27 protein-coding genes are annotated in these 25,301 nt (G+C 67.9%); 14 read left to right on the top strand and 13 right to left on the bottom strand.

The window, feature by feature from the left end:
- Nucleotides 1-176: 176 nt before the first annotated feature.
- The 7 genes from ACE3N9_RS06370 to ACE3N9_RS06340 form a co-directional block, all read right to left on the bottom strand.
- A complete protein-coding gene (locus ACE3N9_RS06370; protein ID WP_374281994.1) occupies nt 177-1,181 on the bottom strand; it encodes a type II secretion system F family protein in 1,005 nt (334 codons plus the stop codon).
- A 22-nt stretch (nt 1,182-1,203) separates the two neighbouring features.
- On the bottom strand, nt 1,204-2,175 hold the full coding sequence (locus ACE3N9_RS06365) for a type II secretion system F family protein (protein ID WP_374281992.1): 972 nt from the start codon (nt 2,173-2,175) through the stop codon (nt 1,204-1,206).
- Nucleotides 2,176-2,240: 65 nt separating this feature from the next.
- Nucleotides 2,241-3,458, bottom strand: a complete 1,218-nt coding sequence (locus ACE3N9_RS06360; RefSeq protein WP_374281990.1) for a pilus assembly protein CpaE — start codon at nt 3,456-3,458, stop codon at nt 2,241-2,243.
- 3 nt (nt 3,459-3,461) lie between these two features.
- Nucleotides 3,462-4,112 (bottom strand): CpaD family pilus assembly protein, encoded by a 651-nt coding sequence (locus ACE3N9_RS06355; protein WP_374281988.1) that lies wholly within the window; start codon nt 4,110-4,112, stop codon nt 3,462-3,464.
- A 13-nt stretch (nt 4,113-4,125) separates the two neighbouring features.
- Complete coding sequence (locus ACE3N9_RS06350; RefSeq protein ID WP_374281986.1) at nt 4,126-5,778, bottom strand: type II and III secretion system protein family protein; 1,653 nt, start codon at nt 5,776-5,778, stop codon at nt 4,126-4,128.
- A 1-nt stretch (nt 5,779) separates the two neighbouring features.
- The gene (gene cpaB / locus ACE3N9_RS06345) at nt 5,780-6,832 is read right to left on the bottom strand and encodes a Flp pilus assembly protein CpaB (protein ID WP_374281984.1); all 1,053 of its coding nucleotides are present in this window, start codon (nt 6,830-6,832) and stop codon (nt 5,780-5,782) included.
- 72 nt (nt 6,833-6,904) lie between these two features.
- On the bottom strand, nt 6,905-7,603 hold the full coding sequence (locus ACE3N9_RS06340; RefSeq protein WP_374282002.1) for a prepilin peptidase: 699 nt from the start codon (nt 7,601-7,603) through the stop codon (nt 6,905-6,907).
- Nucleotides 7,604-7,678: 75 nt separating this feature from the next.
- Here ACE3N9_RS06340 and ACE3N9_RS06335 point away from each other — a divergent pair, with 75 nt between their 5' ends.
- The 3 genes from ACE3N9_RS06335 to ACE3N9_RS06325 all read left to right on the top strand — a co-directional run bounded on the left by ACE3N9_RS06335 (nt 7,679) and on the right by ACE3N9_RS06325 (nt 9,967).
- Nucleotides 7,679-8,629: an alpha/beta fold hydrolase gene (locus ACE3N9_RS06335; RefSeq protein ID WP_374282000.1), complete on the top strand. Its 951-nt coding sequence runs from the start codon at nt 7,679-7,681 to the stop codon at nt 8,627-8,629.
- A gap of 5 nt (nt 8,630-8,634) precedes the next feature.
- Nucleotides 8,635-9,720 (top strand): NAD(P)/FAD-dependent oxidoreductase, encoded by a 1,086-nt coding sequence (locus ACE3N9_RS06330; RefSeq protein ID WP_374281983.1) that lies wholly within the window; start codon nt 8,635-8,637, stop codon nt 9,718-9,720.
- A 64-nt stretch (nt 9,721-9,784) separates the two neighbouring features.
- Nucleotides 9,785-9,967, top strand: a complete 183-nt coding sequence (locus ACE3N9_RS06325; protein WP_374281981.1) for a YegP family protein — start codon at nt 9,785-9,787, stop codon at nt 9,965-9,967.
- Nucleotides 9,968-10,001: 34 nt separating this feature from the next.
- On the opposite strand, the gene rnhA is transcribed toward ACE3N9_RS06325, so the two are convergent.
- Genes rnhA through ispH form a run of 3 tightly spaced genes read right to left on the bottom strand, consistent with a single transcriptional unit; the run spans nt 10,002 to nt 12,387 of the window.
- The gene (gene rnhA / locus ACE3N9_RS06320) at nt 10,002-10,439 is read right to left on the bottom strand and encodes a ribonuclease HI (protein ID WP_374281979.1); all 438 of its coding nucleotides are present in this window, start codon (nt 10,437-10,439) and stop codon (nt 10,002-10,004) included.
- Nucleotides 10,436-11,419 (bottom strand): homoserine kinase, encoded by a 984-nt coding sequence (gene thrB, locus ACE3N9_RS06315; protein WP_374281977.1) that lies wholly within the window; start codon nt 11,417-11,419, stop codon nt 10,436-10,438. The genes rnhA and thrB overlap by 4 nt, the downstream gene beginning before the upstream one ends.
- Nucleotides 11,420-11,421: 2 nt before the next feature.
- Nucleotides 11,422-12,387, bottom strand: a complete 966-nt coding sequence (ispH, locus tag ACE3N9_RS06310) for a 4-hydroxy-3-methylbut-2-enyl diphosphate reductase (protein ID WP_374281975.1) — start codon at nt 12,385-12,387, stop codon at nt 11,422-11,424.
- Between the two features lie 71 nt (nt 12,388-12,458).
- Here ispH and ACE3N9_RS06305 point away from each other — a divergent pair, with 71 nt between their 5' ends.
- From ACE3N9_RS06305 to tatC, 9 genes are all read left to right on the top strand, one after another.
- Nucleotides 12,459-13,109 carry a hypothetical protein gene (locus tag ACE3N9_RS06305; protein WP_374281974.1) on the top strand — a complete coding sequence of 217 codons (651 nt, stop codon included), beginning with the start codon at nt 12,459-12,461 and terminating at the stop codon, nt 13,107-13,109.
- Between the two features lie 117 nt (nt 13,110-13,226).
- On the top strand, nt 13,227-14,972 hold the full coding sequence (gene argS / locus ACE3N9_RS06300; protein ID WP_374281972.1) for an arginine--tRNA ligase: 1,746 nt from the start codon (nt 13,227-13,229) through the stop codon (nt 14,970-14,972).
- A gap of 2 nt (nt 14,973-14,974) precedes the next feature.
- A complete protein-coding gene (locus tag ACE3N9_RS06295; RefSeq protein WP_374281970.1) occupies nt 14,975-15,715 on the top strand; it encodes an SPOR domain-containing protein in 741 nt (246 codons plus the stop codon).
- 82 nt (nt 15,716-15,797) lie between these two features.
- Nucleotides 15,798-16,808: a beta-N-acetylhexosaminidase gene (gene nagZ / locus ACE3N9_RS06290; RefSeq protein WP_374281968.1), complete on the top strand. Its 1,011-nt coding sequence runs from the start codon at nt 15,798-15,800 to the stop codon at nt 16,806-16,808.
- A complete protein-coding gene (locus ACE3N9_RS06285) occupies nt 16,805-17,605 on the top strand; it encodes a ScpA family protein (protein WP_374281966.1) in 801 nt (266 codons plus the stop codon). Before nagZ ends, ACE3N9_RS06285 begins: the two co-directional genes overlap by 4 nt.
- Nucleotides 17,602-18,222 carry an SMC-Scp complex subunit ScpB gene (scpB, locus tag ACE3N9_RS06280; protein ID WP_374281964.1) on the top strand — a complete coding sequence of 207 codons (621 nt, stop codon included), beginning with the start codon at nt 17,602-17,604 and terminating at the stop codon, nt 18,220-18,222. Before ACE3N9_RS06285 ends, scpB begins: the two co-directional genes overlap by 4 nt.
- Nucleotides 18,223-18,315: 93 nt before the next feature.
- Entirely contained in the window at nt 18,316-18,546 is a 231-nt protein-coding gene (gene tatA, locus ACE3N9_RS06275; RefSeq protein ID WP_374281962.1) for a twin-arginine translocase TatA/TatE family subunit, read from the top strand.
- A 27-nt stretch (nt 18,547-18,573) separates the two neighbouring features.
- Nucleotides 18,574-18,927, top strand: coding sequence for a Sec-independent protein translocase protein TatB (tatB, locus tag ACE3N9_RS06270; protein WP_374281960.1), 354 nt, complete (start codon nt 18,574-18,576; stop codon nt 18,925-18,927).
- Between the two features lie 3 nt (nt 18,928-18,930).
- Nucleotides 18,931-19,734 carry a twin-arginine translocase subunit TatC gene (gene tatC / locus ACE3N9_RS06265; RefSeq protein ID WP_374281958.1) on the top strand — a complete coding sequence of 268 codons (804 nt, stop codon included), beginning with the start codon at nt 18,931-18,933 and terminating at the stop codon, nt 19,732-19,734.
- A gap of 4 nt (nt 19,735-19,738) precedes the next feature.
- On the opposite strand, the gene ACE3N9_RS06260 is transcribed toward tatC, so the two are convergent.
- Genes ACE3N9_RS06260 through ACE3N9_RS06250 form a run of 3 tightly spaced genes read right to left on the bottom strand, consistent with a single transcriptional unit; the run spans nt 19,739 to nt 22,827 of the window.
- A complete protein-coding gene (locus ACE3N9_RS06260) occupies nt 19,739-21,388 on the bottom strand; it encodes an amidohydrolase (protein ID WP_374281956.1) in 1,650 nt (549 codons plus the stop codon).
- The gene (locus ACE3N9_RS06255; RefSeq protein WP_374281954.1) at nt 21,385-22,281 is read right to left on the bottom strand and encodes an NAD(P)-dependent oxidoreductase; all 897 of its coding nucleotides are present in this window, start codon (nt 22,279-22,281) and stop codon (nt 21,385-21,387) included. The genes ACE3N9_RS06260 and ACE3N9_RS06255 overlap by 4 nt, the downstream gene beginning before the upstream one ends.
- Nucleotides 22,282-22,320: 39 nt before the next feature.
- Nucleotides 22,321-22,827 carry a DUF4402 domain-containing protein gene (locus tag ACE3N9_RS06250; protein ID WP_374281952.1) on the bottom strand — a complete coding sequence of 169 codons (507 nt, stop codon included), beginning with the start codon at nt 22,825-22,827 and terminating at the stop codon, nt 22,321-22,323.
- 179 nt (nt 22,828-23,006) lie between these two features.
- On the opposite strand from ACE3N9_RS06250, the gene ACE3N9_RS06245 reads away from it, so the two are divergent.
- Both ACE3N9_RS06245 and ACE3N9_RS06240 read left to right on the top strand, forming a co-directional pair.
- Nucleotides 23,007-24,257 carry a threonine ammonia-lyase gene (locus ACE3N9_RS06245; protein ID WP_374281950.1) on the top strand — a complete coding sequence of 417 codons (1,251 nt, stop codon included), beginning with the start codon at nt 23,007-23,009 and terminating at the stop codon, nt 24,255-24,257.
- A gap of 164 nt (nt 24,258-24,421) precedes the next feature.
- Nucleotides 24,422-25,273: an arginyltransferase gene (locus ACE3N9_RS06240; protein WP_374281948.1), complete on the top strand. Its 852-nt coding sequence runs from the start codon at nt 24,422-24,424 to the stop codon at nt 25,271-25,273.
- Nucleotides 25,274-25,301 lie beyond the last annotated feature (28 nt).

Here is a 25,301-nt window from a genome sequence, read left to right as displayed (position 1 = left end):
CAGGGTACCTTAAACGGGTGGTTGGGCCGGGGGAGCGGGCCGGTGTTGCAAGGGAAGGCCGGATGGCCTTCCCGCACCGGCGTGAGCCGGAAAGGACTCTCCTGCCCGTTCACATTGAAAAAGAGCCCCGGAAGCATGGCTTCCGGGGCTCTTTTCGGTTTTGGCTGGTCGGTGTTCTACCGTCCAGGCTTGGCCGAGAAGGCGTCGGCGATCGAGCAGGCCGCCGGGCCAAGGATCACGACGAACAGCACCGGCAGGATGAACAGGATTAGCGGCACGGTCATGATCGCGGGCAGGCGTGCGGCCTTTTCTTCGGCGCGCATCATGCGTTCGTTGCGGAATTCGGCCGAGAGCACGCGCAGCGCCGAGGCGAGCGGGGTGCCGTAGCGTTCGGTCTGGACCATGGTGGTGGTCACGCCCTTGACCGCTTCGAGGTTGACGCGCCAGGCCAGGTTTTCAAACGCCTGGCGGCGTTCCGACAGGAACGACAGCTCGATCGCGGTCAGCGCGAATTCATCGCCCAGTTCCGGATAGGCGCGGCCCAGTTCCTTGGCGACGCGGTTGAACGCGGCGTCCACGGTCAGGCCCGCTTCGGCGCAGATCACCAGCAGGTCGAGCGCGTCGGGCAGGCCCTTGCGGACCGCGTCGGTGCGCTTGGAAATCAGGTTCGACAGGTAGATTTCCGGGCCCTTGTAACCCAGGCCAACGGCGGTGGCGAAGCCCATCAGCTTCTTCATCCCGCCCCAGGTCGGGAAATAGTTGATCCCATAGATCAGGAACGCGGCAATCGCCCCCAGCACGATCGGCAGGATCATGCGCGCAAAGATGACCGCGACGGCCAGTTCCTTGCGGCGGATCTCCGCCTGGGCCAGCTTTTGCTGGATCATTTCCAGCTGGCTTTGCTGCAGCACCTTCAAGGACGACAGCGTGTCGCGCATCTTGTCGGTGGTTTCGTTCTTGCGCACCAGCGACGCGCGCTTCTTCGCGGTCTGGGTGACGATCCCGGCCTTGAGCTGCTCGCGCCGCTCGTTCAGCGCCTTGACGCGCTTGGCCATGGGATCGCGGATGGTGACCGCGGTATAGATCGCGAACATCACGGCAAAGGCGGCCAATCCAGCCAGCAGCGAGCCGACATAGATGACGTCGATGCCAAGCAGCGTAGGTCCGGGCGGGTTGTTCATGACAGTGATTCCAGTCCCTCGCTCAGATCTCGAAATTGATCATCTGGGCCATGATGAAGGCGCCGATGCCCATCCACACCAGCCCGCCAAGGCCGGTCGCGATCAGGCGGTCATCGGTGAAGAAGCCGCTCAGGTATTTCGGGTTCACCCAGTACACCATGCCGAACACGGTGAAGGGCAGGGCGCCGATGATATAGGCGGAAGCCTTGGATTCCGAGCTCATCGCCTTGATCTTGAGCTTCATCTGGGCGCGCTTACGCAGCACGTCGGCCAGGTTCGACAGGGTTTCCGCCAGGTTGCCCCCGGTTTCGCGCTGGATCGCCAGCGTGATGCAGAAGAAGCTGAATTCAGGCGTGTTGAGCCGGTCGGCGGTTTCCTGGAGGGCGTCCTCCATGGTCTTGCCGATCTTGATGCGTTCGGTGACCAGCTTGAACTCCTCGCCCACCGGGCCAGGCACTTCGGTGGACACCACGCCCAGCGTTTCGGTAACCGGCAGACCCGAGCGCAGGCCGCGCACCAGCAGTTCGATCGCGTCGGGAAACTTCGCGGTGAACTGGGCCGAGCGGCGATTGATGAAGAAGCCCACCACCATGTGCGGCAGCCCCGCGCCAACCAGCGCGCCAACCCCCAGCGCCAGCATCGCCGCGCCGCTCTTCAGGTAGACCAGCACCGTGACCGCCAGCGCCAGCCCGCCCGAGGCATAGGCATATTGCGCCAGCGTCCAGCCCTTGCCGGTGCGGTGCAGGCGCAGCGCCAGGGCGGCGACGCGCGATTCCGAGCCGGCGATCTGGCGCATCTTCGGCTTGCGCGCGGCCACGGCTTTGCGCAGCTGTGCTTCCACCTTGTCGGTGGTGCTGTCCGAATGGCGATAGCGCACCGCCTGGAGCCGACGCGCGCTTTCCTTGGCCGCCGAAGGGCCGGAAAACGCCATGTAGCCCAGCGTCATGAACGCCATCAGGCCAACAGCGAAAAGCAGGAGCTGGGGAATGCTCATCTGCGGGTCACGCCTTCCTTCTGCGGCCCCCGCCCATCGGGGCGGGGCACCGGGTTAGCTGCGGATCAGGCCTTGGCCGGAACCGCTTCCTTGGCCTTCTGCTTCTTGGGCATCAGCGCCTTGAGATCGAACTTGCCAAGCAGCGAGCCCTTGGCCTTGGCCGCTTCCTCGACCGCTTCGCCATCGCCCACGCCCATCACCGCGCGGCTGATGTCGCGGATCACCGAGCCGGCCTTGCTTGACCGGTTGGCGTCGGCAAAGGTCTGGCCCAGCTTGGCCGCCTTGCTGATTTCGCCCACACCGGTCTGGACCTTGTTGGCCACCACGATCGGCTGGACATGGCTGGCGTTGCTTTTCAGCCACGACAGGATGCGGATCGCATCGCGCGCGCCGGCCAAGGTCATTTCCGTGACCAGCAGGACGACGTTCACATCGGCCAGCAGGTGCGGGAAATTGATCAGCATGTTGCGCGGCAGGTCGATCACCGTCATTTCGAACGCCTGGCGGAATTCCTCCTCCAGCTGCACGAAGGCGGCGCCATCGGTCATCAGCGGCGAATTGATCGGCGCTTCGGCCGACAGGATCGCGAGGTGATCGTTGGCGCGGATCATCGCGCGTTCGATGAACAGCCCGTCGATGCGGCCCGGGTTCTCGATCGCGTCGGTCAGGCCGCGGCCCGGTTCGAGGTCGAGCGCGAGCGCGCCGGTGCCGAAGTGGACGTCCAGGTCGAGCAGCGCGGTCGGCATCTTTTCGTCGGCGCTGAACAGCCAGGCCAGCGAGGTCGCGATGGTCGAGGCGCCAACCCCGCCGCGCGTGCCGATCACCGCGGTCGAAACGTGCTTCTTGGCCACCGACGGGTCATGGCTCTTGGGCGAGGCGAAGATCGCCTGGGCATTGACCAGCGCATCGCGCACCTGCCCCGGCGACAGCGGCTTGAGCAGGTAATCGTGGATCCCGCTGGCCAGGAGGTCGCGGTAGAGGCGCACGTCGTTGACCTGGCCGACCGCCACCACCACCGTGCCGGGCTCGCACACCTCGGCCAGGGCGTTGATGTCGCTCAGCGGGTCGCCGCTTTCCGACAGGTCGACCATCAGGATGTTCGGGCTGGCGGTGATCGACAGCGATTGCACCGCGTTGCGCAGCCCGCCCTTGTGGCACTTTTCCGGGGCCCAGCCCAGTTCGATCACGACCGGGCGCAGGATGTCGAGCGCCGCATCGTCGCACAGGTAGGCCGCGAAGGCGTCGCGATTGCCGGGGGTGCCGGGTTTCCAGGGAGCGTTCATGTCTTAGTTGCCCTTGCTCGATTCAGCCTTCAGGCCGTTCTGACCGGTCGGCTTGGCCTCGCGGTAGGTTTCGATGGCCTTGGTCGAACTCATCGTGACGGTCTGGCCCTTGCCGGTGGCGCCGTGGATCAGGTGTTCCGGATCCGCGATCATTGCCGCCAGGTTGCCGTTGGTGGCGCAGCCATAGTTCTTGCTGGTGGCGTTCTTGAAATTGGTCACCGTGCGGCCGCTCCAGTCCGGGCAGCCCGGCACGCTGGCGCTGGAGCGGGTGATGATCACGCGCACCGTGCCGGCGTTGACATAGCCCGGGGTGACCGGGGCCTCATCGCCGACCAGCAGGCTGAAGCGGCTGGCCACGGCTTCGACCGCGGAGCGGGTGGCGCCGCTGCTGAGCGGATCGTCGATCGCGATCCGATCACCATAGCGCAGGTCCATCGCTTCGAACCAGCCGCTCAGGCGGCGCTGTTCGGGCAGCGAAAGCCCGCCCGGACCCGTGGTCAGGTCAAGGGTATAGTTGGTGCGCTGGACCACCGGCTGGTGGACGCTTTCCAGGCTGGTGTTGCCCGGCACGCCGCCAACGCAGCCCGACAGGACCAGGCCAAGCGAGAGGGTGAGGGCCGAAGCCAGCGCCTTGCGATTCATGACGTTACGCATTGGTGTTCACCTCTCAGTTCAGGCTGAAGCCGGGGCCGACTTCCTGCGAAGCGGCGGCGGTGCGGGTCTTCTTGCTGCGCTTGTCCTTGCCTTCCGGCTTGGCCGCTTCCGGCAGGGCGGGCAGGTCGAGATCGCCGACCTTGGGGCCGTCAGCCGCCTTGGGTGCGGCCGAAGGCTTGGGCCGGTCGCCGCCCGACTTGCCGCCGGCGTCCATGTTGCCCAGCACGCGTTCGATGTCGTTCGGGTTCTGGTAGCCATCGGTCGGCAGCTTGATGTCGTTCGCGTCGACCGGGTTGACCAGGTACGGCGTGACCACGATCACCAGTTCGGTTTCGCCGCGCTTGAAGCTGGTCGAACGGAACAGGCTGCCCAGGATCGGCACGTCGCCCGCGCCCGGCAGCTTCTGCACGGTGTTCTGCGAATTGTTGCTCATCAGCCCGGCGATCATGAAGCTTTGCCCCGAACCCAGCTCGATCGTGGTTTCGGTGCGGCGCACGGTCAGCGCGGGCACTTCGAAGCCGTTGAGCTGGATCGAGCCCTGGCTCGACAGTTCCGACACTTCCGGCCGGACCCGCAGCGAAATGCGGCCATTGGCCAGCACCGTGGGGGTATAGGACAGGCTGACGCCGAACCGCTTGTATTCGATCGAGGTCGTGCCCAGGCCCTGGCTGATCGGGATCGGGTATTCGCCGCCCGCCAGGAAGTCGGCCGTTTCGCCCGACAGCGCGGTCAGGTTCGGCTGGGCCAGGGTCGTGACCAGGCCCGCAGTTTCACCCGCGTCCAGCGCGCCCAGGATGTTCATCCCGAACAGCTTTCCCATCCCGGCCAGCGTGTTCGAGCTGTTGAGCGGCGAAACGGCAGTACCCGGGGTCAGCTTGATGGTGTTCGACACCGGGTCGATCACATAGCCCGCGGGCGCGTTGCCGACGCCGAAGGGCAGCAGCGGGTTGGTGGTCCAGGTCGAACCGATCGCGCGGCCATTCGACAGGCCGAACTTGAACCCGCCGGTGCCGTCGATGGTGGTCAGGTTGGTGCCCAGCGTCTTGACCAGGGTGCGGCTGACTTCGGCAAAGCGCACCTGCAGGTTGACCTGCAGCGGCGTTGCCATCTTCAGGCGCGAGATCACGTTGGCTTCCTTGCCGACATAGGCCGAAACCAGGCGCTGCGCTTCGGCGGCGTCTTCCGGCGCGCCGACCGTGCCAGTCAGCAGGAAGGTGCTGGTGCCCATGGTCGAAACCGCGATCTTGGCATCGGGCATCGCCATGCGCAGCATCTGGTCGACGCTTTCGATGTTCGAACCCACCCGGACGTTGGCCGACCAGATGATGTCGCCCGCCGCGTTGCTGGCATAGACGGTGGTTTCCCCGCCGGCCTTGCCGAACACATAGAGCTGGCGCTGCGACTTGACCTGGACGTCCGCGATCGCCTCGTTGGCGACGAACACGTCGGTCATCGCGCCGCCAACGGTGATCAGCTGGCCGCGCCCGATCGACAGGTTGATGTCGTTGGCCGGGCGGCTGATCGACTGGGCCTGGGCGGCCGGCGCGGCGATCAGCGCCAGCGGTGCGGCCAGGCAGGCGGCAGTCAGGAGGGAAGTGGCAAGGCGCTTCATCGGGTTGCCTTTCGACACGCCGCCGTGGGCGGGCAGGGTGGTGTTGGGGGTCATCTCAGCGGCTCCCGACGGGTTCTTCGGTCACGCTCTTGCCGCGGGTCACGCGGACCACCGGGCCGACCGGCATGACCGGACCGCTGCGGGCCGGGCCGGCCGTGGCCGCGCCGCCGCCAGTCAGGCCGCTGAACGCGGTGGCGATGGTCTTGGCGACCTGGTTGGCGGCGTTCTGCTGGCTGGGCATCGACTTGCGCTGGAAGCGCGAGACGTCGCCGCCGGTGACAAAGGTGGTGCCGCCTTCGATCGGGCGGTTCATCGCCTGGCTCAGCAGCTTGTCTTCCTGTTCCTTGGACGCGCCGGCCGGGACCTTGACGGTGCCGCTGGCGATGGCCTGGTCCAGTTCGGCCTGGTTGTCCGCGATCGAGCGCAGCGACAGGCTGATCGTGCCGAGCGTCTGGGCAACCGCGATCTTTTCGGCGATCTTCGGGGTCACTTCCAGCGTCACCGTGCGGAAGGCGCGGACCACGGTCTTGCCTTCGCTGGTTTCGCTTTCGGTCGACTGGTCGGTGGCCAGCACGCGCACGTTGCGCAGGATGGTTTCGGCCGTCTTCATCGCTTCGCCGCCGTCGGTCGCCTTGACCGTCTGGGTCAGCATCAGGTCAACGTGGTCGCCCGGGAAGATGAAGCCGGCGACGCCGGTCTTCTGCGAGGCGGAGATCGTCACGGCGCGCATGCCCGGGCCCAGCGCGGCGGCCAGGAAGCCGCGGTCGCCCGGCGCAACCAGCGCGCCCTGGGTAACCGGCTGGCCGGCGGTGACCGGATAGCGCACCACGGTGCCCAGCAGCTTGTTCATGTCGGCTTCGCCGTCGATGAAGTAGGCGTCCTGGACCATTTCCTTGGGCCAGAGCTGGAACGAGATCGAATCCGCGGTGATGATCGTGCCGACCGGCAGCGCGCGCTGCGCGACCAGCACCTTGGGTCCGGTGGGGACCTGCTGCGCGGCTTCCGCCTGGGGAGCCGCAGCCCCCGAGAACATGCTCTTCGCGGCCATGGCCGTGCCGATCGCAACGACCAGCGCGCCAAGCAGCAGCATCAGCTTCTTCTTATCCATGGCTGTTGAGGCCCCCTAGAAAAATCCCGAAGTGGTTCCGTCCTGTTTCGGGCAAACTGGTTAAAATCCGGTTCACCCGGCGAGCACCGTTGGGCTTGCCTGGTGAAGGAGCGGTAAAACGTGTGCCGACAGGGCCCACAGCCCCCCGGCGGAAATCGCGACGCCATAGGGAATCCGCAGCCTTTGCCGCTGGTGGCGGGCGGTCACGATCGATCCGAAAGACATGAACAGCAGCACGGCGCAGAGCAGCGCATAGAACGCCCCGCTGCCGCCAACCGCGCTGGCAAGGTTAACCGGCTGGCCCCCGGTCAGCACCCAGCCGACATAGAGCATCACCGCCAGCGAAACGGCGGCGCTGGTCCACACGAACAGCCGTCCGGCGGTGCGGCCCTGCGCCGGGGCAAGGTTCAGCACGCTGCCCACGGTGGTCATCACGCCGCCCACGACCGAGGCCATGAACAGCAGCTGGAAGAAGGTCAGCGGCGCAAACCACAGCGCCAGTGCGGCGAGCAGCTTGACATCGCCCCCGCCGATCCAGCGCATGAAGAACAGCGCGGCCAGCACCGCGAAAGTGACGAGGGCCATGCCCAGCTGCCAGGCGATTTCACCGCCCGACATGCCGCTGGCCCACCAGAACAGCGGCGCGCCCAGCGCGATGGCACCGTTCAGCCAGTTTTCGATCAGCCGGCTGCGAATATCGGTGAAGGCTGCGTACAGCAGCGCAATTGCCAATGCTCCCAGCAGAATGTAACGAAAATCGACGTCCGGCATTGTCCGCCCCCTGGTTCGGTAAGCGGGTCTACAGGGCAGGACTTACCAAAAAGTAACCACCCCCAAGAGGCTGGAATTAGCCACGTGACCACGCCCTTCGATCGCCGCGCCATTCCTGCCGATGCCCGTGAAAGCCGCTGGCACGCGGCCGATGGCCATGCGATCCGGCGGATCGACTGGCCCATGCCCGAGCGTCCGCGCGGCTCGATCCTGTTCCTGCCGGGGCGGGGCGATTTCTACGAAAAGTATCTCGAAACGCTGGATCACTGGGCGCGGCAGGGCTGGCGCGTGACGGCGGCGGACTGGCGCGGGCAGGCGGCTTCGGGCCGGCTCGGCACCGATGCGGTGACCGGCCATATCGACGATTTCGGCACCTGGGTGGCCGATCTGGGCGTGCTGTGGCGGACATGGCAGGCCGAAACCCCCGGGCCGCACGTGCTGGCGGGCCATTCGATGGGCGGCCACCTGGTGCTGCGCGCGGCGGCCGAAGGAGTGGTTACGCCCGATGCGCTGCTGCTGTCCGCGCCGATGCTGGGCTTTGCCGCGCAGGTGCTGCCCGCCGCGCTGATGCATCCGCTGGCGCGGGTGATCGCCGCGCTCGGCGATCCGCGCCGCCCGGCGTGGAAGTGGAGCGAGAAGCCCGGCGAAACCCCGGCTTCGCGTGCCGCGCTGCTGACCCACGATCAGGCCCGCTATGAAGACGAATTGTGGTGGCGCGAACACCGCCCGGAACTGGTGATGGGGCCGGGTAGCTGGGGCTGGGTCGAACGCGCCTATGCCTCGATGCGGCTGCTGGCGCGGGGCGATGTGCTGGCGCGGGTAACCCAGCCGGTGCTGATCCTGGCGACCGACAATGACAAGCTGGTCGGCTACCGCGCGATCGCACACGCCGCCCGCGCGCTGCCTGATGCGCGGCTGGTCAATTACGGCAAGGCATCGCATCATGAGATCCTGCGCGAGGCGGATAGCCTGCGCGACGCCGCGCTGGCTGAGGCGGACGCGTTTCTGGCCGGGCTTTCGGGGTAAATACGGTGAGCGCGATTTACGATTTTGCCGTCGTCGGGGCGGGCATTGCGGGCGCTTCGCTCGCCGCCGGGCTGGCGCCGCACGGGCGGGTGCTGCTGCTCGAGGCCGAGGAGCGGCCGGGCTATCACTCGACCGGCCGGTCCGCCGCGTTCTGGACCGAAAGCTATGGCGGGCCGGGCGTCCAGCCGCTGACCACGGCGTCGGGGCCGTTCCTGCACCGGCACGGCTTCCTCGCCCCGCGCGGCGCGCTGACCCTGGCGCGGCATGACGAGCTGGACCGGCTCGACGCTTTCGCCAGCGAATTTGCGGCATTGGGCGTGCGGGTCGAACGGCTGGACCGCGCCGTGCTGGAACGCCGCCTGCCGGGCCTGCGCGCCGAATGGGCGGCGGGTGCCTATGAACCCGATTGCTGCGATATCGACGTGGCGGGCTTGCACCAGCACTGGCTGGCCGAAGCGCGGCGCGGCGGCGCGGAGCTGCGCGGCCGCGCCGCGCTGGCGGGCGCGGCCTGGCAGGACGGGGCCTGGACCCTGACCCTGGCGGGCGGGCAGTCGGCGCGCGCCGCGGTGCTGGTCAACGCCGCCGGGGCCTGGGCCGATCCGGTGGCCAGCCTTGCCGGGGTCAGGCCCATCGGCATTCAGCCCTATCGCCGCACCGTGGCCCAGCTGTGCCTGGCCGCGCCGCCCCCGGCCGACCTGCCGCTGGTGCTGGGGATCGACGAGACGTTCTATTTCAAGCCCGAGGCCGGCAAGCTGTGGCTCAGCCCGCACGATGAAACCCCCAGCGATCCGTGCGATGCCGCGCCCGAGGAACTGGACGTGGCGCTGGCGATCGACCGGTTCGAAGCGGTGGTCGATTGGCGGATCACCCGGCTGGAGCACAAGTGGGCCGGCCTGCGCAGCTTCGCGCCCGACCGGCTGCCGGTTTACGGCTTCGATCCCGATCAGCCGCGTTTCTTCTGGTTTGCCGGGCAGGGCGGCTTCGGCATCCAGACCGCGCCGGCCGCCGCCGATGTGGCGCTGCGCCTGCTGCTGGGTCAGGAACCCGGCGTCGTCGCCCCGGATACCTATGATCCGGCACGGTTTCGCTAGGAATTGCCGGTAATTGCGTTACTTAGGGGATGGGGGCAACCACATCTGCCAAGGGACGCAACACATGGCACACCGGTTTGAAATCCGTAAGAACAAGGCGGGCGAGTTCGTCGCCTATTTCTGCTACAACAGCGAAACGATCTTCTGGACCGAAGGCTACGCCAGCAAGGCCAGCGCCAAGAACGCGATCGAATCGATCCTGAAAAACGGCCCCGGCGCCGAAGTGGTGGATACCACCACGGCCTGAGCCCATGCACCCCTTCCCGCCCGGCGGGAAGGGGTCAACCCTTGAGGCTGAGCGCCGCGTCGCTGGCCAGCTGGTCGGCGCGCTCGTTTTCGGGGTGGCCGGCGTGGCCCTTGACCCAGTGCCACTTGATCTGGTGCGGGCGGGTCGCCTCGATCAGCGCGATCCACAACTCGGAATTGAGCACCGGCTTCTTCGCCGCCGTCCGCCAGCCGTTCTTCTGCCAGCCGAACACCCAGCCGGTGATCCCGTCGATCACATAGCGGCTGTCGGTGTGCAGATGCACTTCGCACGGCTGCTTGAGCGCGCGCAGCGCTTCGATCACCGCGGTCAGTTCCATGCGGTTGTTGGTCGTGCCGGGCTCCGCGCCCGACAGTTCCTTTTCGTGCGGCCCCATGCGCAGCACCGCGCCCCAGCCGCCGGGGCCGGGGTTGCCCTTGCAGGCGCCGTCGGTGAAAATCTCGACCCGCTTCATGCGCGGGCGAAGACGGCGGCGTTGGCCGGATCGGCGTAGAAGGTCAGCCGCCGGGCGAAGGCCAGCGGATCCTTGCGCATAACCAATGCATCGGCCGGGGTGTTCATCCAGTCATAGGCGCGGCTCAGGGCAAAGCGCATCGCCGCCCCGCGCGCCAGCAGCGGCAGCGCGGCGCGTTCTTCGTCGGACAGCGGGCGCAGTTCCTCATACCCCGCCAGCAGCGCGGCCGAAACGGCGGCGTCGAACTGGCGCCCGCTGGCATCGAAACACCAGGCGGCGTGAGTCACCGCCACGTCATAGGCGGTAAGGTCGGTGCAGGCGAAATAGAAGTCGATCAGCCCGGTGACTTGCTCGCCCAGCATCAGCACGTTGTCGGGGAAGAGGTCGGCATGGATCACCGAGCGCGGCAGGTGGCCGGGCCAGTTGGCGATCAGGTCCGGCAACTGCTGCGCCACCAGCGCGGCGAAATCGGCGTCGATCGAGGCGAGCCCGGCGGGCGTGCATTCATCGGCCAGCCGCTGCCATTCGGCAGTGCCCATGCCGTTGGCGCGGGCCTGATCGAACCCGGCGGCGGCCAGGTGCAACTGCGCCAGCGCGCGGCCGACCGCGTGGGCCTGGTCGGGGGTGGGTTCGCTCACCGAGACGCCGGGCAGGAATTCGATCAGCGCCACGGCCTTGTCGCCCAGCCGGCGATAGAGCTGGCCCTGCCGGTCATGGATCGTGCGCGGCACCGGGCAGCCGCGTTCGGCCAGGAAATCGAGCAGAGAGAGGAAGAACGGCAGGTCCTCGATCTCGATGCGGAATTCGTACATCGTCAGGATGAAGCGCGCGCCCGCGCCGTCCTGGCCGGTGGTTTCGATCAGCCAGTTGCTGTTGGACACGCCTTCGGCAATGCCCTTGGCTGAAACCAGCTGGCCGACATCGAACTGCGCAATCAGGGCGGCCAGCTGTTCGGCGCCAAGGTGGGTGTAGACGGCCATGCTCAGTCGTCCATCAGCTGGCGCGGCAGCTTGAAGATCATCTTTTCCTCGGCGGTGCGGACCTGTTCGACTTCCACGGTGCGGAAAGCGCGGATCGCGTCGATCACTTCGTTGACCAGCGTTTCGGGGGCAGAGGCCCCGGCGGTCAGCCCCATGGTGGCCACGCCATCGAACCACGCCGGATCGACATCGCTGCCGCGCTGGACCAGTTCGGCCCGCGCGCCGCAGCGCTGCGCCACTTCGACCAGCCGCAGCGAATTGGAACTGTTGGGTGCGCCGATCACCAGCACCAGCTGGCAGCGCGGCGCGATCGCCTTGACCGCCGCCTGGCGGTTGGACGTGGCATAGCAGATGTCCTCGGCCTTGGGGCCGACGATGCCGGGAAAGCGCGCCCGCAGCGCCCGGACCACTTCGGCCGTGTCATCGACCGACAGCGTGGTCTGTGTCAGGAAAGCGAGCGGCGCATCGGCGGGAAAGTCCAGCGCGGCGACATCTTCCACCGTTTCGATCAGGGTGATCGTGCCGGCAGGGACCTGGCCCAGCGTGCCGATCACTTCGGGATGGCCCTTGTGGCCGATGAACACGATGTGCCGCCCGGCCTCGATCTGGCGTTCGGCCTGGCGGTGGACCTTGCTGACCAGCGGGCAGGTGGCGTCGAGCCAGTCAAGCCCGCGCGTTGTCGCGGCTTCGGGCACGCTTTTCGGCACGCCGTGGGCGCTGAACACCACCTGCGCGCCGTCGGGCACTTCGTCCAGCTCGTCCACGAAGACCGCGCCCTTGGCCTTCAGGCCGTCGACGACATAGCGGTTGTGGACAATTTCGTGGCGGACGAAGACCGGCTGGCCATAGCGGTCAAGCGCGCGCTCGACGATCTCGATCGCGCGGTCGACCCCGGCGCAGAAGCCGCGCGGGGCGGCGAGCAGCAGGCCCAGCACGGGCTTTTCGGCGTCTGGCAAGGAAGCGTTCATCCTGGCCCCCCTAGCGCTTTGCCGCGCGCGCCGCTAGGGCAGGCGCAACGCATGGTCCAAGGATCCCCTCGATGACGCTTCGCACCCGCCTGATTACCGCTTCCCTGCTGGCCGTCGCGCTGGCCGGGTGCCGCAGCAGCGGCGATATCGTTGTCGATGAAGGGGTGGGCATTTCCGCGGTGCGCGGCACCTGCCCGGCGGTCGGCGTGCCCGATTACACCGGCGACATCACGATGTTCCGCACCCCCGGTTCGGTCACGGCGGACAATATCGACGTGGTCGCCGCGATGACCAACGTGCGCACCACCTGCAACGATTCGGGCGAAAAGGTCTATGCCACCGCCAACTTCGACGTGCTGGCCCGCCGCACCGATACGCGCGGTGCGCGCAGCGTGACGCTGCCCTATTTCGTCACCGTGCTGCGCGGCGGCAGCGCCGTGATCACCAAGCGCGTTGGCGAAGTGACGATCAACTTTGCCGATGGGCAGGAACGCGCCTCGGCCAGCGGGCAGGGCGCGGCCTATATCGACAAGGCCGAAGCCACGCTGCCGGCCGATATCCGCCAGCGCATCACCCGCAAGCGCAAGGCCGGCGATGCCGACGCCGCGGTCGATCCGCTGTCCCAGCCTGAAGTGAAGGCGGCCGTTGCCCGCGCCACGTTCGAGCTGCTGGTCGGTTTCCAGCTGACCCAGGACCAGCTGAACTACAACGCCACCCGCTGACCGGCGCGCGCGGGGTGCCGCGCGCCGCCGCCTTGCTTGCAGCGCCCCGGCCTTGGCGGTAGGGGCGCTGTTGCCGTTTAATTTCCGCCCCTCCCGGGGCCTGACCAGAGCCATGCCATGACCGCTGAAAAGACACTCCACGCCGCCTTTGCCGGGCACGTTGCCGCGGCGCTCGATGCGCTGGAGGCTGCCGGAACCCTGCCCGCCGGGCTGAACCGCGCCGCCGTGGCGGTCGAACCTCCGCGCGATCCCAGCCACGGCGACCTGGCGACCAACGCCGCGATGGTGCTGGCCAAGCCGGCGGGGATGAACCCGCGCGCCCTGGCCGAAGCCCTGGTGGCCGAACTGGCCAAGCTGCCCGCCGTGACCAGCGCCGACATTGCCGGGCCGGGCTTCATCAACCTGCGCCTGAACGCCGCCACCTGGCTGGCCGAATTGCGCGCCATTGCCGCGCTGGGGACGGACTATGGCCGCTCTGTCATGGGCGGCGGGACCACGGTCAACGTCGAATATGTCTCGGCCAACCCGACGGGGCCGATGCACATGGGCCACTGCCGCGGCGCGGTGGTGGGCGACGCGCTGGCCGCGCTGCTGGAATTCGCCGGACACAAGGTGATCCGCGAATATTACGTCAACGATGCCGGCGGGCAGGTCGATGTGCTCGCCCGCTCGGTCCACCTGCGTTACCGCGAGGCGCTGGGCGAGGACGTGGGCGAGATCCCCGAGGGGCTCTATCCGGGCGACTACCTGGTCGCCACCGGGCACCGCCTGGCGACCCATTACGGCAGCAAGTTTGCCGCCGCGCCGGAAAGCGAATGGCTCGTCCTGTTCCGCAAGGAAGCCGTCGCCGACATGCTGGTGATGATCAAGACCGACCTTGGCCTGCTCGGCATCCAGCACGACCTGTTCAGTTCCGAAGCCGAATTGCAGGCGGCGGGCAAGCCGGCCGAGGCCGAGGCCTGGCTGCGCGCACATGACCTGGTCTATGACGGCCACCTCGAAGCGCCCAAGGGCAAGACGCCCGACGATTGGGAACCGGTCGAACTGCCGCTGTTCCGTTCCACGAAGTTCGGCGACGACCAGGACCGCCCGATCAAGAAGAGCGACGGCAGCTGGACCTATTTCGGCGCCGACCTCGCCTATCACTTCCAGAAGGCGCAGAGCGCCGACGCGCTGGTCGACATCTGGGGCGCGGACCATGCCGGCACGGTCAAGCGGATCAAGGCCGCCGTCGCCGCGATGACCGGGGCCGAGGGCAAGCCGACCCCGTTCGAAGTCAAGCTGGTGCAGATGGTCCAGCTGCTGCGCGACGGCGAGCCGGTGAAGATGTCGAAGCGCAGCGGCAACTTCATCACCCTGGCCGACGTGGTGCGCGAAGTGGGCAAGGACGTGGTCCGCTTCACCATGCTGACCCGCAAGCCCGAAGCGCAGATGGACTTCGACTTCGCCAAGGTGGTCGAAGCCTCGAAGGACAACCCGGTGTTCTACGTCCAGTACGCCCACGCCCGGATCCGCTCGACCCTGCGCAAGGCGGCGGCGGAAGGCTTCGCCCCCGCCGACACCGACCTTGACCTGCTGGGCGAGGAAGAACTGGCGCTGGTCAAGCTGGCGGCGCAGTTCCCGCGGCTGGTCGAAGCCGCTGCCGCTGCGCGCGAACCGCACCGCGTGGCCTTCTTCCTCTATGACCTCGCGGGGGCGTTCCATGGTTACTGGAACCTCGGCAACGACCGTCCCGAAAAGCGGTTCATCGTGGCACAGGATGGTAAACTCACGGGCGCAAGGCTTTATCTTGTCACGCAAATAGGGCAACTTGTCCGCAATGGCCTCGCGCTGCTCGGCGTGGAGGCGGTGGAGGAAATGTGACGATGACGGGGCAGGACAACGACAGCTGGCAGGACCAGGACGGCGAACGCGCAGGCGAACCGCTCGAAACCGAACGGCTCGACCTGGCTGAAGACGAAGAACGCCTGCCCTGGCTGGAAAGCTCCGACGACGAGGAGTGGAGCGAATACGAAGGCTCCGACACGGGCCGCCTGCTGGGCCTGGTCGTGATCGGTCTGGCTGCGCTGGCGGCGATCGTCGGGGGGATCTGGTGGACGACCCATCGCAGCCCCGATCCCGCGCTGGTGGCCGATGGCAGCCTGATCGAGGCGCCCGGCACGCCTTACAAGGAAGCGCCGAAGAACCCCGGCGGCAAGACGTTTGACGGCACGGGCGACAGCTCGTTCGCCGTGTCCGAAGGGCAGAACCGCCCGGCGCAGCTTGGCGGCCAGCCCGCCGCGCCCGCGCCCCGCGCGCCTGCTCCGGCGGCTCCGGCTGGCGGCAAGCCCGGCGCCGTGCCGCCGCCGCCCGCCCCTGCGCCCGCCGCTGGCGGGGTCGGGGTGCAGGTTGGCGCCTTCTCCTCGCAGGCCACCGCCGAAGCGGGCTGGACCAAGCTGGTCGGCCAGGCCAGCGGCGTGCTGTCGGGCGTCCCGCACCGCGTGGTTTCGGGCAGCGCCGACATCGGCACCGTCTATCGCCTGCAGGCGGTTGCCCCCGATGCCGGGGCTGCCCATGCCCTGTGCAGCAAGCTCAAGAGCTCGGGGATTTCCTGCCAGGTGAAGTAAGGCGCAGCGCCGGGGTGGAAATCCACACCCCGGCGGCCCCGCGCCCTTGCCGAATCTGCCCGCAACTGCGAGCGTTTGCCGCATGACGCCTGCCATTTTCGGCCTGTCCGGTCCTGTGCTGACCGATGAAGAACGCGCCTTCTTTCGCGATGCGGATCCGGCTGGCTACATCCTGTTCGGCCGCAATGTGGAAAACCGCACCCAGGTGCGCGCGCTGACCGATGCCTTGCGCGCGATCCACGGGCGTGAGCGCCTGCTGATCACCATCGACCAGGAAGGCGGCCGGGTGGCGCGGATGAAGCCGCCCGAATGGCTGGCCTGGCCGGCGGGCGAAGCCTTCGACCGCCTGTTCGACCTGGCCCCCGCCAGCGCGATCGAGGCGGCCCGCGCCAATGCCGAGGCGCTGGGCCATGACCTGGCCGAAGTGGGGATCACCTGCACCCATGCCCCGGTGCTCGACGTGCGCCAGCCGGGCGCGCACGACGTGATCGGCGACCGCGCCTATGGCAGCGAGCCGCTGCGCGTCGCGGCGCTGGGCCGCGCGGTGCTCGACGGGCTGGAACGCGCCGGGATCTGCGGGACGATCAAGCACATGCCCGGCCACGGCCGCGCCCTGGCCGATAGCCACAAGGAACTGCCCACCGTCACCGCCAGCGCCGCGGAACTGGCCAGCGACCTCGCCCCGTTCAAGGCGCTGGCCGATGCCCCCATGGCGATGACTGGGCACATCCGCTTCACCGCCTGGGATGCGGACCACCCGGCCACCCAGTCCCCCTATGTGATCGAACAGATCATTCGCGGCGAGATCGGCTTTGGCGGCCTGCTGCTGACCGACGATCTTGACATGCAGGCGCTGTCTGGAACCGTGCCCGAACGCGCCGAAGCGGCGCTGGCGGCGGGCTGCGACATTGCGCTCAACTGCTGGGGCAAGATGGATGACATGATCGGCATCGCCCAGCGGCTGCCGGTGATGGGTCCGGAAACCGCCGTGCGGCTGGAACGCGCCCTGGCCGTGACCCGGGTGGACGGCGCCAGCGGCCGGCAGGCGGAACTGCTGGCCAGGCGCGATGCCTTGCTGGCCCTGCACGCATGAGCGAGCTGGACGACAGTCCCGCACTGACCCTGTTCGAGGATGAGTGGCAGGGCGTCGCCGCTGCGCCGCAGGACGATGCCGCGCTCTATCTCGAACTGGACGGCTGGGAAGGGCCGCTCGACCTGCTGCTTGACCTCGCCCGGCGGCAGAAGGTCGATTTGCGGCGGATCTCGATCCTCGAACTGGTCGACCAGTATCTGACCTATATCGAGCAGGCCGAGGCGCTGCGGCTGGAACTGGCGGCCGATTACCTGGTGATGGCGGCCTGGCTTGCCTACCTCAAAAGCGCGCTACTGCTGCCGCGCGACGAACAGGCCGATCCCAGCCCGGAGGAGCTGGCGCTGCGGCTGCAACTGCGCCTGCAACGGCTCGCGGCGATGCGCGATGCGGCGGCCCGGCTGCTGGCGCGCGACCGGCTGGGGCGCGACACCTTCCCGCGCGGTGCGCCCGAAGGGCTGCGGGTGGACCGCAAGAACAACTGGCAGTGCGACTGGTTCGCGCTGGTCCAGGCATACGGCCAGGTCAAGGCGCGCACCCAGCCGGTGGTCCACATGGTGCGCGACCGCATGGTGATGACGCTCGACAGCGCGCTGTCGCGGGTATCCTCGATGCTGGGCGTCAACCTTGACTGGATGGAACTGCGCGATTTCCTGCCGCCCCATGCCGATCCCCGGCTCAAGCGCTCGGCGCTGGCCAGCAGCTTTGTCGCCGCGCTGGAACTGGCGCGGCTGGGCAAGGCGGAATTGCAGCAGGAGCAGACCTTCGGCCCGCTGCTGCTGCGCGGGATCAAGGCGTGACCCGCCCTGACGATCTGGTCCGCGCGGTCGAAGCCACGCTGTTTGCCGCAACCGAACCGATGAGCGCCGAGGCAATTTCGACGCATCTCGGCGGGGCCGACGTGAAGGCGGCGCTGGCGCAGCTTCAGGCAACCTACAGCGAACGCGGGGTCCAACTGGTCGAACGCGGCAAGCGCTGGCATTTCCAGACCGCGCCGGACCTGGCCCACCTGCTGCGGCGCGAGCGCGAGGAGGTGCGCCGCCTGTCGCGCGCGGCAACCGAAGTGCTGGCGATCGTCGCCTATCACGAACCGGTCAGCCGCGCGGAAATCGAATCGATCCGCGGGGTGCAGACCGCCAAGGGCACGCTCGACGTGCTGATGGAAGCGGGCTGGGTGCGGATCGCCGGGCGGCGTGACGTGCCGGGGCGGCCGGTGATCTATGCCACCACGCCCGAATTCCTGACCCATTTCGGCCTGTCCAGCCGCCGCGACCTGCCCGGGATCGACGAATTGCGCGCCGCCGGTCTGCTCGATCCTGTCGAGGATGCGCTGGCTGCGGCGATGGACGTGCCGGGGCAGGGGGAAGGCGACGCGGAAGACGTGGGCACGGAATCCGACGAAGCGGAGCACGACTGACTCGCAAAAGCGCCAGACATGGCCTAGATGGACAGCCAGAGGGGCGAACCGGGCAGGGTGCTGCCGCGCCCTGCCGTAACCAGGAGTATTTCGATGGGTCTGTCGCTTCCGCACCTGATCATTCTGGCGCTGGTGGTGCTGGTGCTGTTCGGCCGTGGCCGGATTTCCGAAATGATGGGTGATTTCGGCAAGGGCATCAAAAGCTTCAAGGAAGGCATGAACGAGGAGAGCAAGCCCGCTCCGCCTTCGTCTCAGATCCCGCCGCCGCCCGCCGCGCCGGTGGCCGACAAGGCCGCCGAACAGAACCAGACGACGCAGCCGTAAGCCCGTCCCACTCGGGCGGAGCGCGCCATGTTCGACATCGGCTGGGATGAAATGCTGTTCACGGCGATCGTCGCGATCGTCGTGATCGGGCCAAAGGACCTGCCGCGCGCGCTGCGCACGGCGGGCCGCTGGATCGGCAAGATGCGCCGCATGTCCGGCTATTTCCGCTCAGGCATCGAAACCATGATCCGCGAGGCGGAACTGGAAGACATGGAAAAGCAGTGGCGCGCCCAGAACGCGGCGATCATGGCTCAGCACCCGCAAGACCAGCCGCAAGCCGCCGGCGCCGAAATGGCCAGCGCCGAAGCCGCGCTGGTCGGCCAGGACCCGGGCACCGGCGCGCTGCCGCCGCCGCCTGCTCCTGACAGCGCCAAGGCCTGAACGATGGTGTTCGAAGTCAGGGACATCGACGATACGCAGGCCCCGCTGCTTGACCACCTGATCGAGCTGCGCACCCGGCTGCTGCGTTCGATTGTCGCGCTGGGCGCGGCGTTCTGCGTCTGCTTCTATTTCGCGGACGATATCTTTTCGTTCCTGGTCCGCCCGCTGACCGCGGCGTTCCCGCCGGGGCAGGGCAAGCTGATCTACACCAAGCTCTACGAAGCCTTCTTCGTCGAGATCAAGGTGGCGCTGTTCGCGGCCTTCTGCGTCAGCTTTCCGATCATCGCCAATCAGATATGGGCCTTCGTGGCGCCGGGGCTGTATGCCAAGGAAAAGAAGGCGTTCCTGCCGTTCCTGTTCGCCACGCCGGTGCTGTTCACCGCCGGGGCGGCGCTGGCCTATTACGTGGTCATGCCCACCGCGTTCCGGTTCTTCCTGAACTTCGAAGGGCAGAAGGGCGGGCTGAGCCTGGAAGCCCTGCCGGGCACGGGCGATTACCTCAGCCTGGTGATGCAGTTCATCCTGGCCTTCGGGATCAGCTTCCTGCTGCCGGTGCTGCTCTTGCTGCTCAACCGCGCGGGGATTGTCAGCCGCCAGCAATTGACCGAGTTGCGCCGCTACGTGATCGTCGCGATCACGGCAGTCGCGGCGGTGATTACGCCGCCCGATGTGGTGTCGCAGCTGATGCTGCTGATCCCGATGTGGCTGCTGTTCGAAGGCTCGCTGGTGATCATGTGGCTGGGCGAGCGCAAGGAAGCGCGCGAGGCTGCGGCCGAACCGGTGCCCGAGAGCGCCGACCCGGCCTGACGCCTTACTTCGCTTCCCAGGCCAGCCGGCCGTTCACCCAGGCCTGCAGCACTTTCGTTTCGCGCAGCTCGCTGGGCGCGGTCAGCAGCGGATCGCGGTCAACCAGCAGGAAATCGGCGCGCTCGCCGCGCACCAGCCGGCCAAAGCGGCCTTCGGCAAACCCGGCATAGGCCCCGTTCACCGTATAGGCGGCGAGCGCTTCCTCGCGCGTGACGCGTTCCTGCGGCTGCCAGCCGCCGAACGGCTGACCGTCCGGCCCCTGCCGGGTCACCGCCGCCGCCAGCCCCGCAAAGGGATCGGGCAGTTCAACCGGCGCGTCCGAGCCGAAGACCAGCTTTGCGCCGCCGGCCTGCACGCTTTTCCAGGCATAGGCGCCCGCCAGCCGTGCCGGGCCAAGCCGGGCTTCGGCCATGGTCCGGTCGCTGGTCTGGTGGACCGGCTGCATCGAGGCGATCACCCCCAGCTTGCCAAGGCGCGGAATGTCCGCCGGGTCGATCACCTGGGCATGTTCGATCCGCCAGCGCCGGTCACCCTTGTAGGTCTGCGCCAGATCCTCGACCGCGCTGAGCACGGCGGCGTTGGCTTCATCGCCGATGGCGTGGACGGCGACCTGGAACTTGTCGAGCGCGGCGCGGCTCATCATGTTCTTGAGCGCGGTATCGGCGGTGATGCGCAGGCCTCTGGTGCCCGGGGCATCGGCATAGGGCGCCTTGAGGCTGGCCCCGCGCGATCCCAGCGCGCCATCGGCATAGAGCTTCACGCCGTTCAGCCGCAGCCGTTCGTCATAGAGCCACGGCGAGGGGCCGGGGCCGCCGATCAGTTCCATCGCCTCGGTCCCGCCGGCATAGGCCATGATGCGGATGCGCAGCGCGCCGGTATCGCCAGCGCGGCGATAGGCCTGCCAATCCTCGATCGTGGTGCCCATGTCGGCGACGGCGGTCACCCCGCGCGCCAGCAGCAGGTCCTGCGCCTTGGCCAGGGCGAGGTCGCGGTCTTCGGGTCGGGGCGAGGGGATCTTGCGTTCGACCAGCGCGGTTGCGGCATCGACCAGCACCCCGGCGGGCTTGCCGCCCGGCGCGATGCGTTGGATTTTGCCCCCGGCCGGGTCCTTGCTCAGCGCGGTAACGCCCGCGGCGGCCAGCGCGCGGCTGTTGGCCCAGCCGGCGTGGCCGTCCACCCGGGTCAGCCAGACCGGCTTGTCCGCCACCACTGCGTCCAGTTCCGCCGCCGTGGGAAAGCGGCCCAGGCCCCACAGTTCCTGGTTCCAGCCGCGCCCCAGGATCCATGGGCGGTCGGGATGCTGGCGGGCATAGGCGGCGATCCTGGCCTGGGCTTCGGCCAGCGATCTGGTTTCCGACAGGTCCAGCGTCAGCGCGGCAAAGCCGACTCCCATGACGTGGGCGTGGCTGTCGATCAGGCCGGGCATCAGGACGCGGCCCTTGCCATCGACCAGGTAATCGACCTTGCCCGGGCGCGGATCGCCCCGGCGCAGCACCTGGACGATGCGGCCATCGTCGCCCACCACCAGGCCGGTGAAATGATCGATCCCGCCGGTTGCATCCAGCGTCACGCCATCGACATTGTCGACCAGCGTATCGGCGAGTGCAGGGGAAGCGAGCGCGATCAGCGCCGCGCCTGCGGCCAGTGCCCTCACTGCTTCACCCGGCGGGGCAGGCGGCGCACCAGCGCGCTGGTATCCTGCCGGCCGCCGCCCATCGCCTGCACTTCGGCATAGAACTGGTCGATCAGCGCGGTCACCGGCAGCGACACGCCCAGCGAGCGGCCTTCCTCCAGCGTCAGGCCCAGGTCCTTGCGCATCCAGTCGATCGCGAAGCCGAAGTCGAATTCGTCGCGCGCCATGGTGTGCCAGCGGTTGTCCATCTGCCAGCTTTGCGAAGCGCCGCCGGAAATCGCCTCGTACACCTTGTCGAGATCGAGATGCGCCGCCTCGGCAAAGCGCAGCGCTTCGGACAGGGTGGCGAGGATGCCGGAAAAGGCGATCTGGTTGACCATCTTGGTCGATTGCCCGGCGCCCGCCTTGCCCACGTGGACGATCCGCTTGGCATAGGCCTGCATGATCGGGGTCGCCGCCGCGACCGCATCGGCACGCCCGCCGCACATGATCGAAAGCTGGCCGTTTTCCGCGCCCGCCTGCCCGCCGCTGACCGGCGCATCGACACAGTGCACTTCAAGGTCGCGCGCCTCGACCGCGATCTGGCGGGCGATCCGCGCGCTGACCGTGGTGTGATCGATGAACACCGCGCCGGGCTTCAGCGTGGTGAACACGCCGGTCGGGCCCAGCACCACGTCTGCCAGGTCATCGTCGTTGCCGACGCAGGTCAGCACCACGTCGGCCCCATCGGCGGCTTCGGCCGGGCTGGAGACGATCCGCACGTCGATCTGCGGATTGGCCGCGCGCCACTTTTCGGCGCGCTGCGGGGTGCGGTTGAACACGGTCAGGCGGTGTCCGGCATTGCCGATGTGGCGGGCGATTGCCCCGCCCATCACGCCCAGGCCCAGGAAGGATACGTTCTTGGCTTCGCTCATGCGCCAAGCTCTATCGGCTTGGGCGGCAGATTGCACCCCTCAATAGTATTCGAGATTGACGCTGAACTGCCCGGTGTAGACGCCCGGCGCCTGGTTGGGATTGACGTGGAGCCGCGCCCCCAGCTTGACCACGGTGCGTCCGCCGCTGATCCGCACCACCGTGCCCGATCCGCCGGGAAAATGCGGTTCGGCCGCGATCGGCGCGCCCGGCCCGGTAAGCTCGAAAGTGGGGTCGAAAGTGACCTGCACGTCGGCATCGGACCCGCTCAGTTCCAGCTGCGAGGCGGCAAAGCTGCCCGCGCAGACCAGCGCCGCATCGCAGTTGCGCCCGGTGGTGGCCGGATCGATCACCACGATGCCGCCGTTGACGTTGTCGCGCAGCGCCACCCGGCCGAAATTCATGTCGAGCAGCACCGCGAACTGGATCGTCTCCAGCACCTGGGCCTGGGCCGTGCCGGTCTGCGCGGTGGCGGCCCGGGCGCTGGCCGGGGCCAGCAGGGCGGCGGCGATCAGGCCGCTCGCGGCAATTCTGGATTGGGCCGACATGCGTTCTCCCCCGGGGCAAGCCTGCGGCTGCCCCTGAACGACCCGGCCCCGCTTATGCAGGCTGCGCATAAGGATAGGGGAAACAAGCATGGTTAAACGCGCGTAACCATGCGGCGGGCCGGCCGTGCCCGCGCTGGCGGTTTGCAAGGGCGCGCGCTTTCCGATAGGGCGCCGGGGTCATGACTGCCACCAATCCATCCGCCGTGCCGGACACGGCTTCGCTGCTGACCATCGACGACGTGCGCGCGGCAGCCCAGCGCATTGAAGGCGCGGTGGTGCGCACCGCGATGGATTACAGCCGCACCCTGTCGCAGATCACCGGGGCCGATATCTGGCTCAAGTTCGAAAACCTTCAGTTTACCGCGGCTTACAAGGAGCGCGGGGCGCTCAACGCGATGCTGCTGCTGGGCGGCGAACAGGCCAATCGCGGCGTGATCGCGGCGTCTGCCGGCAACCATGCGCAGGGCCTGGCCTATCACGGCACGCGGCTGGGCATTCCGGTCACCATCGTCATGCCGCGCACCACGCCGACGGTGAAAGTGCAGCAGACCCAGGTGCTGGGCGGCAAGGTTGTGCTGCACGGCGAAACCTTTGACGAGGCGTCCGACCATGCCCGCCAGCTGGAAGGCGAACTGGGGCTGACTTTCGTCCACCCGTTCGACGATCCGCACGTCGCTGCCGGCCAGGGCACCGTGGCGCTGGAAATGCTGGAGCAGGTGCCGGAACTCGACATGCTAGTGCTGCCGGTGGGCGGGGGCGGGCTCGCCTCGGGCATGGGCACGGCGGCCCGCGCGATCAAGCCCGACATCGCCCTGATCGGGGTCGAGGCGGAGCTGTTCCCCTCGATGTACAACCGGCTCAAGCACAACGAGCTGCCGTGCGGCGGGGATACCCTGGCCGAAGGCATCGCGGTGAAGGAGCCGGGGGAATTCACCTCGCTGGTGCTGCGCCGCCTGCTGGATGACATGGTGCTGGTCAGCGAAAGCGCGCTGGAACGCGCCGTTTCGCTGCTGCTGCAGATCGAAAAGACCGTGGCCGAAGGCGCGGGCGCGGCGGGGCTGGCAGCGGTGCTGTCGCACCCGGCGCGGTTCAAGGGGCGCAAGATCGGCATCCCGATCACCGGCGGCAATATCGACACGCGCCTGCTGGCCAACGTGCTGCTGCGCGACCTGGCCCGCGAAGGCCGCCTGGCGCGGCTGCGGCTGACCCTGCAGGACCGCCCCGGCGCGCTGTTCAAGGTGATGCGCGAATTCGACGCGCACAACGTCAACATCATCGAGATCTACCACCAGCGGATCTTCACCCACCTGCCCGCCAAGGGGCTGATCACCGACATCGAGTGCGAGGCGCGCGACCGCGACCAGCTCGAAGCGCTGATCGAGAGCCTGCGGGAAAAGGGTTACGCGGTGGATTCCGTCGAGCTTAACTAAGCCAGCACCGCCTGTCCCGTTTTGCGCTGCCCGCCCGGCGGGAATGCGTGCGCCTGTGCAAATTCAGACTTTGGCAACCATGTTTCGTGGTTAAAGTTCTTTCAACGCGCGCCACGCGTGGGCATAAGGTCCGGGTAGTCCGAAATTAAGGATATGGATCGCCCGTGACGGCACCCGTTCGCTTCCCCCGGTTCTTCGTCACGAGCCCCGCGCCGTGCCCCTATTTGCCTGGGCGGAGCGAGCGCAAGGTGTTCACCGAGCTGAAGGGCCCCCACGCCGACGAGCTCAACGATGCGCTCGGCCGGATCGGCTTTCGCCGCAGCCAGACGGTGGCCTATCGTCCCAGCTGTGCCGATTGCACGGCCTGCGTGTCGGTGCGGGTGGCGGCGGCTGAATTTCGCCCCTCGGCCACCCAGCGCAAGGCGCTGCGCCGCAATTCCGACCTGATCGCCACAATGTGCCGGCCCTGGTCCACCGCCGAACAGTTCGAGCTGCTGCAACGCTATCTGGGCGTGCGCCATCCCGGCGGCGGCATGGCCAGCATGGACGAGGTCGATTTCGCCGACATGGTGGAACACACGCCGGTCGACAGCTATGTCATCGAATACCGCGAACCCAATGCCGATGGCACGCCGGGCCGCCTGGTCGGCGCCTGCCTGACCGACCGGCAGGGCGATGGGCTGTCGATGATCTACAGCTTCTATGAACCGGACCACGCGGGCCGTTCGGGGCTGGGCAACTATATCATCCTCGATCACATCCGCCGCGCGGAAGAGATCGGCTTGCCCTATGTCTACCTGGGTTACTGGGTCGATGGATCGGCGCGGATGCAGTACAAGGTGCGCTACCGCCCGCTCGAACGGCTGACCCGCGAGGGCTGGACCCGCTTCACCGACGAGCAGCAGGACGCCCTGATCGCCAAGGCCGCAGCGATGCGCCGGACCGAGGCCCTGCCGATCGACGGCAGCACCAAGGACGGCGCCCACGGCCAGCACGACCAGTACCACTACGGCTGAACGCGCCTGCCGCGTTGCCGCGCTGCTT

This window comes from Novosphingobium sp. (assembly GCF_041905565.1).
Taxonomy (GTDB): Bacteria; Pseudomonadota; Alphaproteobacteria; order Sphingomonadales; family Sphingomonadaceae; genus Novosphingobium.
This window is presented reverse-complemented; position numbering and strand designations above follow the sequence as displayed.

What these genes read in the sequence shown, in the direction of transcription:
- ACE3N9_RS06350 (WP_374281986.1), bottom strand. Translation starts at nt 5,778, where the DNA reads ATGACCCCCAACACCACCCTGCCCGCCCACGGCGGCGTGTCGAAAGGC.
- ACE3N9_RS06305 (WP_374281974.1), top strand. Translation starts at nt 12,459, where the DNA reads ATGACGCTTCGCACCCGCCTGATTACCGCTTCCCTGCTGGCCGTCGCG.
- ispH (WP_374281975.1), bottom strand. Translation starts at nt 12,387, where the DNA reads ATGAACGCTTCCTTGCCAGACGCCGAAAAGCCCGTGCTGGGCCTGCTG.
- ACE3N9_RS06250 (WP_374281952.1), bottom strand. Translation starts at nt 22,827, where the DNA reads ATGTCGGCCCAATCCAGAATTGCCGCGAGCGGCCTGATCGCCGCCGCC.
- ACE3N9_RS06285 (WP_374281966.1), top strand. Translation starts at nt 16,805, where the DNA reads ATGAGCGAGCTGGACGACAGTCCCGCACTGACCCTGTTCGAGGATGAG.
- ACE3N9_RS06245 (WP_374281950.1), top strand. Translation starts at nt 23,007, where the DNA reads ATGACTGCCACCAATCCATCCGCCGTGCCGGACACGGCTTCGCTGCTG.
- tatA (WP_374281962.1), top strand. Translation starts at nt 18,316, where the DNA reads ATGGGTCTGTCGCTTCCGCACCTGATCATTCTGGCGCTGGTGGTGCTG.
- tatC (WP_374281958.1), top strand. Translation starts at nt 18,931, where the DNA reads ATGGTGTTCGAAGTCAGGGACATCGACGATACGCAGGCCCCGCTGCTT.
- ACE3N9_RS06365 (WP_374281992.1), bottom strand. Translation starts at nt 2,175, where the DNA reads ATGAGCATTCCCCAGCTCCTGCTTTTCGCTGTTGGCCTGATGGCGTTC.
- ACE3N9_RS06360 (WP_374281990.1), bottom strand. Translation starts at nt 3,458, where the DNA reads ATGAACGCTCCCTGGAAACCCGGCACCCCCGGCAATCGCGACGCCTTC.
- ACE3N9_RS06355 (WP_374281988.1), bottom strand. Translation starts at nt 4,112, where the DNA reads ATGCGTAACGTCATGAATCGCAAGGCGCTGGCTTCGGCCCTCACCCTC.
- rnhA (WP_374281979.1), bottom strand. Translation starts at nt 10,439, where the DNA reads ATGAAGCGGGTCGAGATTTTCACCGACGGCGCCTGCAAGGGCAACCCC.
- thrB (WP_374281977.1), bottom strand. Translation starts at nt 11,419, where the DNA reads ATGGCCGTCTACACCCACCTTGGCGCCGAACAGCTGGCCGCCCTGATT.
- cpaB (WP_374281984.1), bottom strand. Translation starts at nt 6,832, where the DNA reads ATGGATAAGAAGAAGCTGATGCTGCTGCTTGGCGCGCTGGTCGTTGCG.
- ACE3N9_RS06370 (WP_374281994.1), bottom strand. Translation starts at nt 1,181, where the DNA reads ATGAACAACCCGCCCGGACCTACGCTGCTTGGCATCGACGTCATCTAT.
- ACE3N9_RS06340 (WP_374282002.1), bottom strand. Translation starts at nt 7,603, where the DNA reads ATGCCGGACGTCGATTTTCGTTACATTCTGCTGGGAGCATTGGCAATT.
- ACE3N9_RS06325 (WP_374281981.1), top strand. Translation starts at nt 9,785, where the DNA reads ATGGCACACCGGTTTGAAATCCGTAAGAACAAGGCGGGCGAGTTCGTC.
- ACE3N9_RS06255 (WP_374281954.1), bottom strand. Translation starts at nt 22,281, where the DNA reads ATGAGCGAAGCCAAGAACGTATCCTTCCTGGGCCTGGGCGTGATGGGC.
- ACE3N9_RS06295 (WP_374281970.1), top strand. Translation starts at nt 14,975, where the DNA reads ATGACGGGGCAGGACAACGACAGCTGGCAGGACCAGGACGGCGAACGC.
- tatB (WP_374281960.1), top strand. Translation starts at nt 18,574, where the DNA reads ATGTTCGACATCGGCTGGGATGAAATGCTGTTCACGGCGATCGTCGCG.
- argS (WP_374281972.1), top strand. Translation starts at nt 13,227, where the DNA reads ATGACCGCTGAAAAGACACTCCACGCCGCCTTTGCCGGGCACGTTGCC.
- nagZ (WP_374281968.1), top strand. Translation starts at nt 15,798, where the DNA reads ATGACGCCTGCCATTTTCGGCCTGTCCGGTCCTGTGCTGACCGATGAA.